Genomic DNA, 13,535 nt, shown 5'->3' with positions numbered 1-13,535 from the left:
GTGGCCCAGCCCTTTGTTATTGCTGTTTCATGCCCGGCTGTTACAGCCTTGCTGCAAAACAGAACCGGTAGTCGTCTTGCCCCTGTCTCCAAATCTTCGCGGCGCGTTGTTCATGGTGGTGGCGATGGCCGGCTTCACCCTCAACGACGCCATCACCAAATACTCGTCGCAATCGATGAACATGGCGCAGGTCATGTTGATCCGCGGTGCTTTCGCTTCGCTTTTCGTCGGCTTGCTCGCCTCGCAGCGCGGCGCGCTTGCCCGCCCGGGTTCGATGCTGCAGCCGCTGGTGGCCATGCGCGTGATCAGCGAAGCCGGCGCAACGGTGAGTTTTCTCGTCGCTCTCGCCCATTTGCCGATCGCCAATGTTTCGGCAGTGCTCCAGGCGCTGCCGCTGGCGGTGACGATGGGCGCGGCACTCGTCTTCGGCGAGGCTGTCGGCTGGCGGCGCTGGCTGGCCATCGCCATCGGATTTGGTGGCGTGCTGATCATCGTGCGGCCTGGCTTCGAAGGCTTCAGCATCTACTCGCTGTCGGCACTGGCCAGCGTCGCTTGTTGTGCGGTACGCGATCTCAGCACCAAGCGGATTCCCAAGGCTATTCCCACCCTGCTGGTGTCGACCGCGACCGCGCTTGCCATGACTGTCGTCGGCGCGGCGCTGTTGCTGCCGATGGGGGGCTGGACACCGATGACGGGCAACAGCACCGCCCTGTTGGCCCTGGCTGCCGTGCTGGTGCTCATCGGTTACCAGTTCATCATCATGGCGATGCGCTCGGGCGACATCTCCTTCATCGCGCCGTTCCGCTATACGGCCCTGATCTGGTCGATCCTGCTTGGCCTGTTCATCTTCGCCGATATTCCAGATCTGCCGATGATCGTCGGCGCCACCATCATCATCGGCTCCGGCCTCTATGCGCTTTACCGCGAACGAGTGGTCGGCAGGCGAAAGATCGTCGCCGAAAGCACCGGACCGGCCATGGTTCCCGACGGAATCTAGCCAAGCCATTTGAAGGTTCTTGTGATTTTCGGCGGCAGGCGTACAGGCTCGATGGCATGAAGCGAGATGTTGCGGGGATCATTCTGGTCGGCGGCCGTTCGAGACGGATGGGCGGTGGCGACAAGACCCTGTTGCCGCTTGGCAGCGGCCGCGTGCTCGACCAGGTCATCTCGCGCTTTGGCCCGCAGATCGGGCCTCTCGCGCTTAGCGCCAACGGCGATCCGGCGCGGTTCTCGCGCTTTGGACTGCCGGTGCTTGCCGACACGGTGACCGGCTTTGCCGGGCCGCTTGCCGGAATCCTGACCGGCCTCGAATGGACCGCGGCCAACACGGCTTGCAAGGCGATCGTCACCGCTGCCGGCGACACGCCCTTCCTGCCGCTGGATCTCGTCGAGCGACTGGCCGTCGCCACCGATCAAAGTCCAGCTTCGATTGCCGTCGCTTGCTCGGGCGGCAAGCGGCACCCGACCTTCGCGCTCTGGCCGACGGATTGTCGCGTCGCCCTGCGGCACTTTCTGGTCGATGAAGATATCAGGCGGGTTTCGGCTTTCATCGACCGGCACGGCTTCGTCGAGGTGGAATTCCCGCTTATTCAATCGGCGGGCCACCCGGTCGACCCTTTCTTCAACATCAACCAGCCTGATGATCTTGTCGCTGCCGAAGGTCTGTTGCAGCATGAAATCATGAGCAGACGCGTCTTCGGCATCACCGGTTGGAAAAACTCCGGCAAGACTACATTGACCGAAAAGCTGGTCACCGAACTCGTTCGGCGCGGCTGGAAAGTATCGACGGTGAAACACGCTCACCACGATTTCGACATCGACAAGCCGGGTGCCGACAGCTACCGTCATAGGCAGGCGGGCGCCACGGAAGTCGCGATCGTGTCGGGAACCCGCTGGGCCCTGATGCACGAACTGCGCGGTGAGGATGAGCCGACTTTGGAGGTGATTCTATCACGGCTCGCGCCTTGCGACCTGGTGCTGGTCGAGGGCTACAAGCGCGAGGCCCACCGCAAGATCGAAGCCCGCCGGCTGGATGCGAAAGACCGCACGCCGCTTTCGGCAAGTGATCCCAACATCGTCGCCGTCGCCGCCGATTTTGCGGCTGAAGGCGGTCCCCTGCCGGTGTTCGATCTCGACGATGCAAAGTCGATAGCCGACTTCATCGAGCGCACCACTGGGCTCGTTGCTTGAGCGCTGACGCAGCGGCAGAATAGCCTTCCCCGTTTTTGCGGTTTTGCAGTTGCTTTTTTCTTGGAAAGAGTGGGAGTATCGCGCCAGCGGGCGGCCAAAAGCACCGCCCCACAGAGCCGTTTGGAACGACGGCCGGGACCATAAAGAGAGGATTATCATGCGTATTGCACTGCGTATCGCGCTCGCCGCTTCGGCCGCGCTGTTGACGCTCGGCGTAGCCCAGGCCCAGGAAAAGACCCTGAGGATCGGCACCGAAGGCGCCTACCCGCCATTCAACAACCTCACCGCCGATGGCCAGCTCGTCGGCTTCGACATCGACATCGCCAAGGCGCTTTGTGACGAGATGAAGGTCAAATGCACCTTCGTCGCCCAGGATTGGGACGGCATCATTCCCGCTCTTCAGGCCGGCAAGTTCGACGCCATCGTCGCTTCGATGTCGATCACGCCGGAGCGGTTGGAGAAGGTCGACTTCTCGCACAAATACTACAACACGCCGTCGGCGCTCGCCGTGCCGAAGGACAGCACGCTGAAGGGCGTGACCAAGGAAGATCTCGCCGGCAAGACCATCGGCGTGGCCACCACCACCACGCACTTCAACTATGCCTCGAAGACCTACACCGACAGCACCGTCAAGGGCTATCCGAGCAGCCCCGAGGAGCAGGCAGATCTTGCCAATGGTCGTCTCGACGCAATCGAGGACGATATCGTCGTGCTGCAGCAGTGGCTGGATTCGCCCGATGGCGCATGCTGCAAGATCCTTGGCCAGCCGTCGCCGCAACCAGTCGAGATCTTCGGGCCAGGCGCCGGCATTGCCGTGCGCAAGGGCGAGACCGACCTGGTCCACAAGCTCAACACGGCCATCGACGCCATCCGCGCCAATGGAAAATACAAGGAAATCAACGACAAGTACTTCAAGTTCGACGTCTACGGCGCCGAGTCCTGATAAACTAGGGTGAAGACGGCGGGGAACTTCTCCGCCGTCTTTCTATTCGTTCGGGAACGCCGTGGAGATAAGACCTGTCGATGCCAGCCCAGAGCATATGGACACTTCTCAGTTGGGGACCCGATGGCTGGCTTGACGATATCGCCTATGGCGCACTGATCACCGTTGCGCTTGCCCTTGCCACGTTGCCAATCGGATTGACGATCGGCTTTTTCATTGCTCTTGCCAAGCAGTCCGAAGAATCATCGCTGCGCCTTGCCGCCAACATCTACACCACGGTCTTTCGCGGCCTGCCGGAACTGGTGACGCTTTTCCTGTTCTTCTTCGGCATGCCGATCCTGCTGCAGCATCTCGTCAGGTATTTCCGGCCGGACGCCACCATCGACGTCAACAGCTTCGTCGCCGGCATGATCGTGCTCGCGCTGATCTTCTCGTCCTATGCCAGCGAGGTTTTCCTCTCGGCCTTCCGCGCCATACCGAAGGGCCAATATGAGGGCGGCTACGCCATCGGGCTTTCCAACTGGCTGACCATGCGCAAGGTGATCGTGCCGCAGTTGCTGCGCATCGCGTTTCCCGGACTGGAGAACTGCTGGCTAAGCCTGCTCAAGGACACGTCCCTGGTATCAGTCGTCGGCTTGGCCGAAACGCTGCGCAATGCCAGCATTGCCGCCCGCGTCACCAAACACGCGTTCCTGTTCTTCGGCGTGGCCTCCCTGGTGTTTCTTGGCCTCGCCGTCCTGTCGTCCTTCGCCACCGGCGCAATTCTGCGTTCGCTTGGCCGGTGGGAGGCGCAACGATGAGCGCCACAGCCACCATGGTTGAACGGCCGCCGCCCCAGGCGCGGGGTTGGCCGCGCAGGCGTATCGCCGGTTATGCGCTGGTCTGCCTGTGGATCCTATTCGGCGCTGGCATCGTCAGCTATCTGGTCATTGCCTGGAATGCCGATTTCTTCGCCAAATATGCGCCTGCCTATTTGCGAGGGCTTGGGGTTACGCTCGCGCTGGTTTCCATATCGATGGTGCTCGGCGCGATGCTTTCGGTGCCTGTCGCTTATGGGCGCATGTCCAGCAATCGGATACTGTCCGGCCTCGCCTATTGCTATGTCTATTTCTTCCGTGGCACGCCGCTGCTGGTTCAGACCTATCTAGTCTATTATGGATTAGGCTCGTTCAGGGTCGAACTCCAGTCGGTTGGCCTCTGGGATTTTTTCAAGGACGCGTTCAATTGCGGCGTCTTTGCCTTTTCGCTCAACACCGCCGCCTACCAGGCCGAGATTCTACGCGGCGCCATCGAGAGCGTGCCTCGTGGGCAATGGGAAGGGGCAGCATCGCTCGGCCTGCACAAACTGCAGACATTGCGCAAGATCATCCTGCCCCAAGCCTTGATCGTCGCTTTGCGGCCCTATGGCAATGAACTGATCCTGATGGTCAAGGCGTCTGCCATCGTCGCCATCATCACGGTCTATGATCTGATGGGCAATGCAAAGCTCGCCTTCGCCAATTCGTTCGACATTCAGGCCTATATCTGGGTCGCTCTCGTCTATCTGGTGATGGTCGAGATCTTGCGCCATGGCGTTGAATGGATCGAGCGCCGGATCACCGTTCACCTGAAACGCTGACCATTTTCAAATTGGCTGCACCAGTCGATCTGGTCACACGCGTCTTGACGAATTGGGCGCAGGGCCTAGAGCTTTCGCAGCAAATTCCGTTTCCATTCTGAAGGGCAGGCTCATGGCATCCGTTGCATTTCTCGGTCTTGGCGTGATGGGCTATCCAATGGCCGGGCACCTGAGGAACAAGGGTGGCCACGACGTCACCGTCTACAACCGCACCAAGGCCAAGGCCGAGCAATGGGTTGGCCAGCATGGCGGCAGCCTTGCGGCGACGCCGGCGCAGGCCGCCGAGGGCAAGGATTTTGTCTTTTCCTGCGTCGGAAACGACGACGATTTGCGTTCGGTGACGACGGGCGCGAACGGAGCCTTCCAGACGATGAAGAAGGGTTCGGTCTTCATCGACAACACCACTGCCTCGGCCGAGGTCGCACGCGAGCTGGCGGCGGCAGCGCAAGCGCGCGGTTTTTCGTTCCTCGATGCGCCGGTCTCCGGTGGCCAGGCCGGCGCCGAGAATGGCCTCCTGACCGTCATGGTCGGCGGTGAGCAGGACGCTTTCGACAGGGCCAGGCCCGTCATAGATGCCTTTGCCCGCATGGTTGGCTTGATGGGGTCGGCCGGTGCTGGTCAGCTCACCAAGATGATCAACCAGATCGCCATTGCCGGCCTTGTGCAGGGCCTGGCCGAAGGCATCCATTTCGGCAAGAAGGCCGGGCTCGACATCGAGAAGGTGATCGAGGTCATCTCCAAGGGCGCGGCCGGTTCCTGGCAGATGGAGAACCGCCATAAGACGATGAATGCCGGCAAGTATGATTTCGGCTTCGCCGTCGATTGGATGCGCAAGGACCTTGGCATTTGCCTGGCGGAAGCCGACCGCAACGGTGCCAAATTGCCGGTGACCGCGCTTGTCGATCAGTTCTACAAGGATGTGCAGGCAATGGGCGGCAAGCGCTGGGATACGTCCTCGCTGCTGGCGCGGCTGGAAAAATAGGTTTCTGCGATGGCGGAACTCTCGCCTCAATCCGGTGCCGCGGAAATTGTCGCCCATCTGCGCGCCATTGGCTCGGAGGAGAACCGCCTCGGCATGTTGCGCTACGGCATCAGGATCGACCGCGCCCTTGGCATCACGCATGGCGTGCAGCGGCAGATCGCCAGGAAGATCAAACGCAACCACGAGCGCGCCTTCGAGCTGTGGGAGACGGGTATCGTGGAGGCGCAGTTCATCGCTTCCGTCACGGCTGATCCGAAACGGTTTTCTGCTGGAGATGCAAGAAGATGGGCGGCCAGTTTCGACTCATGGGACATCGTCGATGGCGTCTCGGATCTCTTTGTCGATACGGACGCCTGGAAAGAACTGATCGGCGAGTTCGCGGCCGACGAACGGGAATTCGTTCGGCGCACGGCCTTTGCGATGATGGCATGGTCTGCCGTTCACCGGAAGAAAGAACCGGAGACAAGCTTCCTCGCCTTCCTGCCGATCATCGAAGCGCATGCCACCGACAGCCGCAATTTCGTGAAGAAAGCCGTGAACTGGGCGCTTCGATCGATCGGCAAACGATCGATGGCTATGCACGGCGCCGCGCTTGCCGTCGCCGAACGACTGGCGCAGTCGACCGATAGGACCGCGCGCTGGATCGGCAAGGACGCTGTCAACGAACTTTCCAATGCCAAGACGCTCGAGCGGATCGCCAAGAAAGGCTGACGCGTGACGCGATCGACTCGCGCCGACGGTGCATCTATGGATGAGCATATGGCAGCGCACTATTGACGCAGGTCCCGAAGGCCGAGCTCTTTCCAAATCCATTCAAAACTATAGGTGGCCATCGGATTGACAGGATCTGGTTGTTTGGCTGTCTGGTTTTCGAGATACTTCAGCCAATCGGCGACCTTTCGGCGGCCGGCCGGGGTTTTGGCGGCCTGACGCGGTGTTTTGTTCCCCAACATTGCGACGGGCTGATCAAGAGTTTCCAGATAATGCCGATCCAAGAACTCGTGAACACCCTGTTCGGCGATTTCTGGTGGCGAACTCGATGACGGCGTATCGACATGCTTGCCAGATCGTTCGGCCAACATCTGCTCGACAGTGCGGATTTCAGTGAGGGGGGTCCGCGCTAGATCGCCGAGGGCCTGGCGAACCAAGGCCGTCCCTCTTGCAGCTCGCTCTGCGGAATTGGTGGACAGATGGAGGAAGGGCCCCTTCAGTTCAGCATTGCCCAGCACACACGAACCGCTATCCGACGTGGTGTCGATTGTAGGTGCCTTCGCCGCTTTTGGCTTGTCTCTACCTTGTGGTGTCTCTTCCACCCAGTTCCAGAATTTCGCGTTTTCCTGTGACATGCCCCGAATAGTGTTCAATCGGGAAGCAATCTCTTCCGGCGCCACGCCCGATGCCAAGGGAAAGCGGACATCATGGAATACGATGTCGTCGCCGTCGCTATTTCGCAACGTCGGCCTCTCCATCATCCTATTGAGGGTATCAAACAACCATGACAGCGTGAACATGGATGCCGCCGCCTGCAGCTCTTCATTCCTCAACGCGGGCAGCTTCTTTGCATTTCTTTTCCCGAACGCGCCGCGCAGTCCGTCGAACAATGCTTCCGTAGCCTGCGGCGTGAACGGCAAGAGACCGCCCGCAAGGACGTTTTTGCCCATGACAGGCACGACCCGTGCAGCGATCTTATCCCACTGTTTCAACATCTTCGTGGCGGTGCCCTCGCTAACGCTGATAGGTTCACCTCCGCGGATAAGGTCACGCGCCGCAAGAGATTGTCCAGGCACGACGTTGCTTACTTCATACAGGCTCATGACGGAGGTCCGTAACGCCATCATATAAGCCTTGGATTGCGCATTTTCCTTCCAGCCTCGACGCTTGACATAGTCATCGACGATGTTGCCGGGTTCACCCTCGAAGTCCAGGCTCAGAAAGTCCTCGAAGGCGCAGCCCCAAACGGTCATTGCCCAAACCTCGCCGAGGATTTCGGTGAGGTCTTCGAAATCCATGTCGTAGGCTTCGAGAACTGGGCCGAAATGGTCGTCGAGCACCTCTTCGAAACATTCGCGCCATTGCTCACGGGTAAGGAATTTCATCAGCCCCTTGAGATCATCGCTGGCTGGCATGGTACTTCTCCATGTTCTGGCGAGGTCGGTGGACACGGACGCGCACGGTTCGCATCCTATGGCCGATCTATTTTCTGCTCCGCAGTCGCGACCGGGCAAGCCATTTTCGGCTCTTTCCCAAGCAATTTATTCGTGTCCCGTTTCCCGCGAGGTCGCTGGCAAGGCCCCGATAGCGCTACCCCACAAAGGCGATCGAATTGCGAGCGAGAATGTGGATTGATGGCGCAGCGCGATCCGGGATCTGCAAAAATGCGCTCGAATCACGACGGTTTGACTCGATGCGGGCAGCAGCTTGGCGAAGAATGGAGTCCATGAACAATCGCCTCAAATCAGTTGCGGTCCTGGCTGCGGCATTTGCTGTTTCCATCGGCGATGCCTCGGCGGAGACCGCGCACATATTCTGGAAGGATCTGCGCCCTGCTGCGCAAGCGGCCGCTGAAAACGTCGGGTTGCCGATGATCGCGGCAAAATTGCCGGACCACGGCGAGACGCTATCCCTCGATCTGCAGGACAAAAGCATTCAGTTGGCCGGCTATGCATTGCCCGTCGATCGCGACGGCGACCTTGTCTATCAGTTCCTGCTGGTGCCGTGGGCTGGCGCATGCAGCCACATGCCGACGCCACCGCCCAACCAGATCGTACTGGTCACACCTGCTCACCCCTACAAGATGTCGGAAGCTTATCAGCCGGTCGCTGTCACCGGTGCGCTGAAGCCGGAGATGGAGAAGAGCCAGCTGTTCATTCTCGACGGCGTCAGCGTCATCCAGTCGGGCTACAGCGTCCGCAAGGCAGAGGTCGCCGCTGCCGACAGCGTGCCGGACACAGTCACGCTGCCAGTAAATTCTCCCTGGAGTTTCCTCAACAAAAAGAAAGACTAAGCGGGAAAACCTTGCGCAAGGTCAGCTCAGGCAGCGTTGGCGCCCGACTCCTTGTCCAGCACCATGTAGTCAAGCGGGATTTCCGTGGTGTACTTGATCTGCTCCATGGCGAAGGACGACGACACGTCGCGAATCTCGATCTTGGCGATCAGCCGTTTGTAGAACGCGTCATAGGCAGCGATGTCCGGAACCACGACGCGCAAGAGATAATCGACGTCGCCGCTCATCCGGTAGAACTCGACCACTTCGGGAAACTCCTGGATGACTTCCGAGAAGCGCCTCAGCCACTCATGGCTATGCGAATTGGTGCGGATCGACACGAAGACGGTGACGCGCACATTGATCTTTTCATGGTCGAGAATGGCGACGCGCCGCTTGATGACGCCCTCTTCCTCGAGCTTCTGGATGCGCCGCCAGCAAGGCGTCGTCGACAGCCCGACTTTCTTGGCGACATCGGCGACCGCGAGTGTCGCGTCCTCCTGCAACAGGCGGAGAATTTTTCTATCGAGGCGATCCATTGCGTGCTCCCTGGTGCGTGTCGCCCAAAGTGGTAGCGGTTTGGGATAGCGACATGCGTAAACAAAAACTCAAAGCGCGTCGCGTGCCCTCCGGCGCGACGCGCTTTGGGAATAGTTTGGCTATACTCCCCCTTATTTCGACCTTTCACAAGAAAGAAATTCTGCCGATCGGGCAAAAAGCGAGTGATTTCTTGCTGAAAGGTCAACCAAGGCGATAGCGGATTTCCGACCGCAGGAAAGGCAGCAAATCCATTTCAAACCAGGGATTCCTCTTGAGCCAGCCGGTGTTTCGCCACGACGGATGGGGCAGCGGCAGCACTTTCGGGCCGACGGAATTCTCCCAGAGCGCGCGCCAGTCCATCACTGTTTGCGTCAATGAGGGCCGGCGCTCGGCACTCATGTGCCAGGACTGTGCATAGATGCCGATCGTCAGCACCAGGTCGATCCGTGGCATCAGAGCCATCAAGGGCGTGCGCCAGGCCGGTGCGCATTCACGCCGTGGCGGCAGGTCTCCGCCCTTGGCATCCTGGCCGGGAAAGCAGAAGCCCATCGGCACGATGGCGAACTTTTCGATGTCGTAGAATTCATCGCTTGTCACGCCCAGCCAGCTGCGCAGGCGGTCGCCGGAAGCATCGGTGAACGGCATGCCCGACAGATGCACCTTGGTCCCCGGCGCCTGGCTGGCGATCAGGATGCGGGCGCTGGACGAGGGTCGCAGCACCGGACGCGGTTCGTGCGGCAACGGCTTGCCGACAGGGTTTTCCGCGCAGATGCGGCAGGCGCGAATCTTGGCAGTGAGGCTGTCGAGTTCGACAGTCATTTTCAGGCTGATGCGCTCGGACGACTGGAGACGGCTTGGTGCCAACGCAGCACATTTGTGCATTCATCCGGTACCTTGATGCGTGCCGGCTTCATGAAATCGACGGCGATCAGGCCGGTGATATCGGCGATCGAATAGCTGTCACCGGCGATGAATTCTCGATTGCCCAATTCAATATCCAACAGTTTGAGGAACTGCACGGCCTTCGGCTTGTTGGCCTCGCCCCATTCCGGGATCTGCGGGATTTCCCATTCCTTCATCGCCGGATGGATGTGGCGAAACGCCTGCGTGACGCAGCTGAGCAAGTTGAACTCCATCCGTCGCTGCCACATCTCGACCAGCGCCTTGCCGAGTGCGCCACGGCCGAACAGGGCTGGTTCGGGATGCAGTTCCTCGAAATAGCGGCAGATGGCGACGGATTCGGTGATGATGGTGCCGTCGTCGAGCTCCAGCACCGGCAGGCGTTGCAAAGGGTTGCGAGAGCTGATCGCCTGTTGTCTGTGCTCGAGAGCACCCATGTCGACGGCTACCTTCGGAACCGTGATGCCTTTCTCGGCGAGGAAAACGCGGACCCGTCGTGGATTGGGCGCCCGGCCACCGTCGAAGAGCTTCATCTCCATCCTCCCATTCGTTCGCGGTCCAATTACACGATGCGGATCACCAGAAACGAAAAATCTCGCGCGCGGCGTCGCCAATCGATGCCAGTGCGCCATGCTTTCTCTCGACGACTTGGCCGTGATGGCTATCGCGCCAGTCCTGCGGCTGTTCGAACGTTCCGGCCCAGATGCCGGCCTTTCCCGCACGGGCCGTGGCTTCCTCGCTCTCGAAGTCGCCATAGGCAACCGCCCAACCCGCCTCGACCTGCGCCCGGTTGAGGTCCTTGCCGCCGGCGTTGCAGTTGCCGAGAAGCCGGCCATAGCGGTCACGCTGCCAGCCGGTACAGGAGACGGGCTGGCCGCCGATCAGGCGCACCAGCGACTGGCGCGCAAGCGTGCCGCAGGGATAGTCGGAGCCGTTCCTGCGGCAGGTCTGCGTATATTCCGGAGCATCGATGCCGCGCATACGGATGCGCTCGACACCGAGCGTGATCGAATCGCCGTCATTGACGATAGCCGCACCTTCCGTCTTGCGGGTCTCCACGCGGTCGAGGCGGGCCGCCAGCAGGATCAACAGCCCGAGAATGATGGCGGTAAGCCCGTAATCGACCAGCCGGCGCCACAGGCTTCGGGGTCGCGCAAAGTATGGTCGGCGCCGCCTTGGCGACCATGAACGGCTCATATGGCAAACGGTTGGTTAATCATTCGAACGTAGCTTAACACTTTGAAACCGCTGCTCGCATAATTGAAGTTTTGATGCCCTTGCAACGCTCGAACACAGCGGACAAGTTCATTGTGGACCGCAGGAAACCTCATCGCAACAGCGATGTGGCACGCGCGGTGCGCAAGACGCGTGACCGTCTTTCGCAGCAGGCGGGCAATCCCGATTTCGATCGCGAACTTCTGAAACTCCACGCCCGGGCGATGACCAGCGGCGCAATCGCCGTCCCGCTTCTCGTTCTGGTGATCGCGGCGGGTAGCCGGCTGGCCGGCGTCGGCAACGAGATCGGCCTCTGGGCCCTGTTCATGCTGACCTGCTACACCATCGTCGCCTTCATGGCGCGGCGCATCGAGCGCACTGAAGCTTCCGAGCTCAACCCTTTGCAAACACGACGGGAATTCCTGATCGGCCATTTCCTGTGCGGCCTCGGCTGGGCATGGTTCGTCCGGCTTGGCTGCAGCGTCTGCGCGGTCGACCCGTTCCACGTCGTCAAGGCCGTGGTGCTGTTGTTCGCCATGGCGGCGACCGCGGTGATGACCTCGTCCCTGGGCGGAGCGCTGTTGGCGACGTTTGCCGTCCCGGTGGCGCTCTACGCCTATGGCGGCGTCAAGCTATGGATCCCGATCGAGGTAATCATGGCCGGGCTGCTGGTCGTGTCACTGCCCTTCTTCGCCTATGTCGCCCGTCACCTCAACCGCTCGTCCCTGATGTTGTTGTCGTTCCGCTCCGAAAAGGACGCGCTGATCGCCGAACTGGAGACGGCGAAATCGATGTCGGACGAGGCGCGGCGGCGGGCCGAAGATGCCAATCTGGCGAAATCACGGTTCCTCGCCTCGATGAGCCATGAACTGCGCACACCGCTCAATGCCATTCTCGGTTTTTCCGAGGTGATGTCGAACGAGGTGCTGGGACCGATGAGCAACCCCACCTATCGCGACTACGCCCACGACGTGCACGAATCCGGCCAGCATCTGCTCGACCTGATCAATGAGATCCTCGACCTGTCGCGCATCGAGGCTGGCCGCTACCAGCTCAATGAAGAGCCCGTGATGCTGCTCGGTATCGTCGAGGATTGCTGCCACATGATGGAGCTGAGGGCGCGCAATAAGGATATACGCATCGTCCAGGATTTCGAGCATGAATTGCCACGCTTGTTCGCCGATGAGCGGGCGGTGAGGCAGATCGCGCTCAACCTTCTGTCGAATGCCATCAAGTTCACCGGCACCGGAGGCGAGATTCGTGTCCGCGTCGGCTGGACGGCGGGCGGCGGGCAGTACATTTCGATCAAGGACAATGGGCCAGGCATACCGGAAGACGAGATTCCGATTGTGCTTTCCGCGTTCGGCCAGGGCTCGATCGCCATCAAGAGCGCCGAACAGGGAACCGGCCTTGGCCTTCCGATCGTGCAAGGGCTGCTCGCCATGCATGGTGGCGAGTTCGAACTTCATTCCAGGCTGCGCGAAGGGACAGAGGCGATAGCCATCTTCCCGCTGAGCCGGGTAATGGAAGAATTGCCGGCGCTGCCGACTGCGGCGGTAGCAGCTCGGCGGCGATAAGCAACCGTCGACCTCGGCCGACGGTCAGAAGAAGGATGGCACTCCACAATGGCAGCAGGTGACTGGCATGCCGGAGGCATCGAGATCAACTCTGAGCGCCTTCGCTTGAAGCTGTTTACAGCCGACGATGCCGAGGACCTCTTTGCCGCCATCACCGCTGCCATCACCCGTTTTATGCAGTGGGAGCCACCTCAATCACTCGTGGCCTTTGCCGAGGTATGGCAATCCTGGCTGGCGCCAATCCATGACGGATCGGACTTGCACTTCGTTGTGCGGGCATTGGCAAACAATCGCTGTCTGGGACTTGTCGGTCTTCATGCGGCGAAGACCGCATGTCCAGAGCTCGGCATCTGGATTAGAGAAGACGCTCAAGGAAACGGCATTGGCAGAGAGGCAATTGCTGCTGTTGCCGGGTGGGCCTCCGAGATACTCGGTCCGGATTGCTTCGAATATCCAGTTGCCGAAAGCAACGTGGCCAGCAGAAAGGTCGCGGAACGCCTTGGCGGCGTAATAATCGGCAGCCGCTCCAACCCAAAATATGCGGCAGTCGTCTACCGCATCCCCACTTTTCGGCGCTAATAGGTCAA

16 protein-coding genes and 1 pseudogene are annotated in these 13,535 nt (G+C 60.3%); 12 read left to right on the top strand and 5 right to left on the bottom strand.

Translation table 11 applies throughout. The features are described 5' to 3' along the window. Positions 1-76 precede the first annotated feature (76 nt). The 8 genes and pseudogenes from NKJ90_RS13225 to NKJ90_RS13190 all read left to right on the top strand — a co-directional run bounded on the left by NKJ90_RS13225 (position 77) and on the right by NKJ90_RS13190 (position 6,444). The gene (locus NKJ90_RS13225) at positions 77-997 is read left to right on the top strand and encodes a DMT family transporter (protein WP_023759174.1); all 921 of its coding nucleotides are present in this window, start codon (positions 77-79) and stop codon (positions 995-997) included. A gap of 56 nt (positions 998-1,053) precedes the next feature. Next, positions 1,054-1,671 (top strand): annotated as a pseudogene (gene mobA, locus NKJ90_RS13220) (molybdenum cofactor guanylyltransferase MobA); the annotation flags it as partial. A 9-nt stretch (positions 1,672-1,680) separates the two neighbouring features. After that, on the top strand, positions 1,681-2,190 hold the full coding sequence (gene mobB / locus NKJ90_RS13215; protein WP_023759344.1) for a molybdopterin-guanine dinucleotide biosynthesis protein B: 510 nt from the start codon (positions 1,681-1,683) through the stop codon (positions 2,188-2,190). Positions 2,191-2,347: 157 nt separating this feature from the next. Continuing rightward, the gene (locus tag NKJ90_RS13210) at positions 2,348-3,133 is read left to right on the top strand and encodes an ABC transporter substrate-binding protein (protein ID WP_352486137.1); all 786 of its coding nucleotides are present in this window, start codon (positions 2,348-2,350) and stop codon (positions 3,131-3,133) included. Between the two features lie 80 nt (positions 3,134-3,213). Beyond that, positions 3,214-3,933, top strand: coding sequence for an ABC transporter permease (locus NKJ90_RS13205; RefSeq protein ID WP_023759176.1), 720 nt, complete (start codon positions 3,214-3,216; stop codon positions 3,931-3,933). Then, positions 3,930-4,751, top strand: coding sequence for an ABC transporter permease (locus NKJ90_RS13200; protein ID WP_023759177.1), 822 nt, complete (start codon positions 3,930-3,932; stop codon positions 4,749-4,751). Before NKJ90_RS13205 ends, NKJ90_RS13200 begins: the two co-directional genes overlap by 4 nt. Positions 4,752-4,863: 112 nt before the next feature. Next, positions 4,864-5,733, top strand: a complete 870-nt coding sequence (locus NKJ90_RS13195) for an NAD(P)-dependent oxidoreductase (protein ID WP_023759178.1) — start codon at positions 4,864-4,866, stop codon at positions 5,731-5,733. A 9-nt stretch (positions 5,734-5,742) separates the two neighbouring features. Continuing rightward, positions 5,743-6,444, top strand: coding sequence for a DNA alkylation repair protein (locus tag NKJ90_RS13190; RefSeq protein ID WP_023759179.1), 702 nt, complete (start codon positions 5,743-5,745; stop codon positions 6,442-6,444). Between the two features lie 59 nt (positions 6,445-6,503). On the opposite strand, the gene NKJ90_RS13185 is transcribed toward NKJ90_RS13190, so the two are convergent. Then, positions 6,504-7,859, bottom strand: a complete 1,356-nt coding sequence (locus NKJ90_RS13185; RefSeq protein ID WP_023759180.1) for a DUF7986 domain-containing protein — start codon at positions 7,857-7,859, stop codon at positions 6,504-6,506. A 311-nt stretch (positions 7,860-8,170) separates the two neighbouring features. Between NKJ90_RS13185 and NKJ90_RS13180 the strand changes: the two genes are divergently transcribed. After that, on the top strand, positions 8,171-8,737 hold the full coding sequence (locus NKJ90_RS13180; RefSeq protein ID WP_023759181.1) for a DUF3299 domain-containing protein: 567 nt from the start codon (positions 8,171-8,173) through the stop codon (positions 8,735-8,737). A 26-nt stretch (positions 8,738-8,763) separates the two neighbouring features. On the opposite strand, the gene NKJ90_RS13175 is transcribed toward NKJ90_RS13180, so the two are convergent. Continuing rightward, positions 8,764-9,255 carry an Lrp/AsnC family transcriptional regulator gene (locus tag NKJ90_RS13175; RefSeq protein WP_023759182.1) on the bottom strand — a complete coding sequence of 164 codons (492 nt, stop codon included), beginning with the start codon at positions 9,253-9,255 and terminating at the stop codon, positions 8,764-8,766. A gap of 53 nt (positions 9,256-9,308) precedes the next feature. Between NKJ90_RS13175 and NKJ90_RS13170 the strand changes: the two genes are divergently transcribed. After that, positions 9,309-9,473, top strand: coding sequence for a hypothetical protein (locus NKJ90_RS13170; protein ID WP_156938537.1), 165 nt, complete (start codon positions 9,309-9,311; stop codon positions 9,471-9,473). On the opposite strand, the gene NKJ90_RS13165 is transcribed toward NKJ90_RS13170, so the two are convergent. The 3 genes from NKJ90_RS13165 to NKJ90_RS13155 are packed head-to-tail and all read right to left on the bottom strand — an operon-like array spanning position 9,458 to position 11,353. Continuing rightward, the gene (locus tag NKJ90_RS13165) at positions 9,458-10,138 is read right to left on the bottom strand and encodes a uracil-DNA glycosylase family protein (protein WP_032907430.1); all 681 of its coding nucleotides are present in this window, start codon (positions 10,136-10,138) and stop codon (positions 9,458-9,460) included. The two genes, NKJ90_RS13170 and NKJ90_RS13165, sit on opposite strands and share 16 nt — an antisense overlap. After that, the gene (locus NKJ90_RS13160) at positions 10,078-10,689 is read right to left on the bottom strand and encodes a glutathione S-transferase (RefSeq protein ID WP_023759184.1); all 612 of its coding nucleotides are present in this window, start codon (positions 10,687-10,689) and stop codon (positions 10,078-10,080) included. Before NKJ90_RS13160 ends, NKJ90_RS13165 begins: the two co-directional genes overlap by 61 nt. Positions 10,690-10,732: 43 nt before the next feature. Beyond that, positions 10,733-11,353, bottom strand: coding sequence for a thermonuclease family protein (locus tag NKJ90_RS13155; RefSeq protein ID WP_023759185.1), 621 nt, complete (start codon positions 11,351-11,353; stop codon positions 10,733-10,735). A gap of 74 nt (positions 11,354-11,427) precedes the next feature. Between NKJ90_RS13155 and NKJ90_RS13150 the strand changes: the two genes are divergently transcribed. Continuing rightward, positions 11,428-12,948 carry a sensor histidine kinase gene (locus tag NKJ90_RS13150; RefSeq protein WP_023759186.1) on the top strand — a complete coding sequence of 507 codons (1,521 nt, stop codon included), beginning with the start codon at positions 11,428-11,430 and terminating at the stop codon, positions 12,946-12,948. Positions 12,949-12,996: 48 nt separating this feature from the next. Then, on the top strand, positions 12,997-13,527 hold the full coding sequence (locus tag NKJ90_RS13145) for a GNAT family N-acetyltransferase (protein WP_031260173.1): 531 nt from the start codon (positions 12,997-12,999) through the stop codon (positions 13,525-13,527). The last annotated feature ends 8 nt before the right edge of the window (positions 13,528-13,535 follow it).

Source organism: Mesorhizobium sp. M0051 (assembly GCF_040323235.1).
Lineage (GTDB): Bacteria > Pseudomonadota > Alphaproteobacteria > Rhizobiales > Rhizobiaceae > Mesorhizobium.
The sequence above is the reverse complement of the archived record's forward strand: the minus strand, read 5'-3'. Positions and strand labels throughout refer to the sequence as shown.

Coding starts and splice junctions, on each gene's coding strand:
- NKJ90_RS13170 (WP_156938537.1), top strand. CDS start 9,309: ATGCGTAAACAAAAACTCAAAGCGCGTCGCGTGCCCTCCGGCGCGACG.
- mobB (WP_023759344.1), top strand. CDS start 1,681: ATGAGCAGACGCGTCTTCGGCATCACCGGTTGGAAAAACTCCGGCAAG.
- NKJ90_RS13190 (WP_023759179.1), top strand. CDS start 5,743: ATGGCGGAACTCTCGCCTCAATCCGGTGCCGCGGAAATTGTCGCCCAT.
- NKJ90_RS13185 (WP_023759180.1), bottom strand. CDS start 7,859: ATGCCAGCCAGCGATGATCTCAAGGGGCTGATGAAATTCCTTACCCGT.
- NKJ90_RS13180 (WP_023759181.1), top strand. CDS start 8,171: ATGAACAATCGCCTCAAATCAGTTGCGGTCCTGGCTGCGGCATTTGCT.
- NKJ90_RS13205 (WP_023759176.1), top strand. CDS start 3,214: ATGCCAGCCCAGAGCATATGGACACTTCTCAGTTGGGGACCCGATGGC.
- NKJ90_RS13155 (WP_023759185.1), bottom strand. CDS start 11,353: ATGAGCCGTTCATGGTCGCCAAGGCGGCGCCGACCATACTTTGCGCGA.
- NKJ90_RS13160 (WP_023759184.1), bottom strand. CDS start 10,689: ATGAAGCTCTTCGACGGTGGCCGGGCGCCCAATCCACGACGGGTCCGC.
- NKJ90_RS13175 (WP_023759182.1), bottom strand. CDS start 9,255: ATGGATCGCCTCGATAGAAAAATTCTCCGCCTGTTGCAGGAGGACGCG.
- NKJ90_RS13200 (WP_023759177.1), top strand. CDS start 3,930: ATGAGCGCCACAGCCACCATGGTTGAACGGCCGCCGCCCCAGGCGCGG.
- NKJ90_RS13150 (WP_023759186.1), top strand. CDS start 11,428: ATGCCCTTGCAACGCTCGAACACAGCGGACAAGTTCATTGTGGACCGC.
- NKJ90_RS13145 (WP_031260173.1), top strand. CDS start 12,997: ATGGCAGCAGGTGACTGGCATGCCGGAGGCATCGAGATCAACTCTGAG.
- NKJ90_RS13165 (WP_032907430.1), bottom strand. CDS start 10,138: ATGCACAAATGTGCTGCGTTGGCACCAAGCCGTCTCCAGTCGTCCGAG.
- NKJ90_RS13210 (WP_352486137.1), top strand. CDS start 2,348: ATGCGTATTGCACTGCGTATCGCGCTCGCCGCTTCGGCCGCGCTGTTG.
- NKJ90_RS13195 (WP_023759178.1), top strand. CDS start 4,864: ATGGCATCCGTTGCATTTCTCGGTCTTGGCGTGATGGGCTATCCAATG.